Source organism: Terrabacter terrae (assembly GCF_039529575.1).
Classification (GTDB): Bacteria; Actinomycetota; Actinomycetes; order Actinomycetales; family Dermatophilaceae; genus Terrabacter; species Terrabacter terrae.
On sequence record NZ_BAAANB010000110.1, the window covers coordinates 1 to 2,310 of the forward strand.

Here is a 2,310-nt window from a genome sequence, read left to right on the forward strand (position 1 = left end):
CCGGGCGCCTGGGACGACGTCGTGCTGCGCCTGCGGGTCGAGGACCAGGACCATTCGGCCCGGCTGCTCCGGTCCGGGGAGGTGCTCGCCGCCGTGACCTCCGACCCGACCCCGGTGCAGGGCTGCTCGACGGAGCCGCTGGTGACGCTGAGGTACCTGCCCGCGGCGACGCCTGCACTCGTCCGGCGTCACCGGCTGGGGCGTGGCCTCGACTGGGCTGGCATGCCGCTGGTCCGCTTCAACGACAAGGACGACATCCAGCAGCGCATCCTCGCCCGGCACGGTGTCACGGTGGACCCGCCGACGCACCAGGTACCGGACGGCGGTGGCTTCGTCACGGCGGTGCGCGCCGGTCTGGGGTGGGGGGCGCTCCTGACCAGCCAGCTCGAGCCCCTCCTCGAGTCGGGGGACCTCGTCCGACTCGGGTCGCGCGACCACGTCGACGTGCCGCTCTACTGGCAGCGGTGGCGGCTGCCGTCCGCGCACCTCGACCGCCTGAGCGGGCTCGTGCGGCGGGAGGCCGCGAGAGCTGCTCGCCGCGGCCGGGCTCGCCCCGGCTCCGGCGCCGGGGCAGGCGGTTCGTCGTGAGACGTGCCGTTTCCGACCGTCGTTGACGCTGCGGTCCTCCTCGATCCTCGGCGAGGGGCTGACGGGCCGGGCTAGTTTGGCCTGAACAGGTCCCGCACGCGGCGCGGAGCTCCTCCTGCTCCTCGCTCTCCCGAGGAGGCAGGCCGAGGTGACTGACATGGGTGCCCCGCCGGGCGCACCGGCTCCGCTGGACCCGGCGAGCACGGTGCGCTCCCGGGCGTACCTCTCGGCCCTGGTCCTCGCCGCACTGCTCGGCATCCCGGTCTCGGCCGTCGCCTACGGCTTCCTCGCGCTGGTCTCCAAGCTGCAGGCATACCTGTTCACCGACCTGCCGAACGGCCTCTTCGACGGCACGCCGCCGGCCTGGTGGCCGGTGCCGTGGCTCATGCTCAGCGGCCTGCTCGTGGCCCTGACGATCAGTCGCCTCCCGGGCACGGCCGGCCACTCACCCTCCCTCGGCTTCCACGCCGCCGGGGGGCCGGCGACCGGCCGCGACCTGCCCGGCATCGTGCTCGCCGCGCTCGCCACCCTCGGGCTCGGAGCGGTCCTCGGGCCGGAGGCGCCGCTCATCGCGATCGGTGGCGGCCTCGCGGCCCTGACGGTGCGGCTCGCCCGGCGTGACGCGCCGCCCATGGCCGTCACGGTCATGGCGTCGGCCGGCAGCTTCGCCGCCATCAGCACGCTGCTCGGCTCGCCGCTTCTCGGCGCCTTCCTCATCATGGAGGCGGCCGGCATCGCGGGGGCGACCCTCAGCCTCGTCGCGCTGCCGGGGCTGCTCGCCTCGGGCATCGGCGCCCTCGTCTTCGTCGGGCTCGACGCCTGGACCGGCCTCGGGACGTTCTCCCTCGCCCTGACGTCCGTCCCGCCGGGCGTGCAACCGACCGTCGCCTCGCTGCTGTGGTCCGTCGCGGTCGGCGTCGTCGCCGCCCTGCTCGGCTGGGGCATCCGGTGGGTGGGGCTCACGGTCCGACCCCTCGTGCACCGCAGCCGCGCGCTCGTCACCGTCGCGCTCGGCCTGCTGATCGGCCTGTGCGCCACCGCCTACCAGGTCGTCACGGGACGCGGGTTCGGCGAGGTGCTGTTCTCGGGGCAGAGCGCGCTGCCCGGGCTCGTGGCCAACGCCGCGGGGTACTCCATCGGGGTGCTGGTGCTGCTCGGTGTCCTCAAGGCGCTCGCCTACGGCCTGTCGCTGGCCGCCTTCCGCGGCGGCCCGGTGTTCCCGGCGATGTTCCTCGGTGCGGTCCTGGGGACCGCCCTCAGCCCCCTGCCCGGCATGGAGCTCGCGCCCGCCATCGGCACCGGCATCGGCGCCATGTGCTGCGCCATGCTGCGGCTGCCGCTCACGTCGGTGCTGCTCGCGACGCTCCTCATGGGCAGCGACGGCCTGCCCGGCATACCGCAGGTGATCGTCGCCGTGGTCGTGTCGTTCGTCGTCACCCTCGTGCTCCCGGCGCCTGGTCCGAAGGAGGGCCCGACGCAGGGCTCGACACAGGGCTCGACACAGGGCTCGACCCAGGGCTCGACACACGATCCGGCGCAGGAGGTCGACCACTCGAGCGGCCGCCAGTCACCCGTAGAGGGGGAGTCGCCGCGGCCACCGCGCGCCGGATAGTGGTGGCCCTACAACCCGGGACGGGAGGCAGCCGGATGCACGCGCGACCCGAACGGCTCAACGCCGCCGTCGCCTGGCTCTTCATGGCCGGCTCGGCCTGCTTCGTCCTC

At 74.5% G+C, this 2,310-nt stretch carries 2 protein-coding genes; both read left to right on the forward strand.

The window, feature by feature from the left end; all coding sequences use genetic code 11:
• Nucleotides 1-588, forward strand: a 588-nt coding sequence (locus ABD194_RS19615; RefSeq protein WP_343994629.1) for a LysR substrate-binding domain-containing protein, incomplete at its 5' end; no start/stop codon positions are given.
• A 157-nt stretch (nucleotides 589-745) separates the two neighbouring features.
• Nucleotides 746-2,200, forward strand: coding sequence for a chloride channel protein (locus ABD194_RS19620; protein WP_343994631.1), 1,455 nt, complete (start codon nucleotides 746-748; stop codon nucleotides 2,198-2,200).
• Nucleotides 2,201-2,310 lie beyond the last annotated feature (110 nt).

Coding starts and splice junctions, on each gene's coding strand:
- ABD194_RS19620 (WP_343994631.1), top strand. CDS start 746: ATGGGTGCCCCGCCGGGCGCACCGGCTCCGCTGGACCCGGCGAGCACG.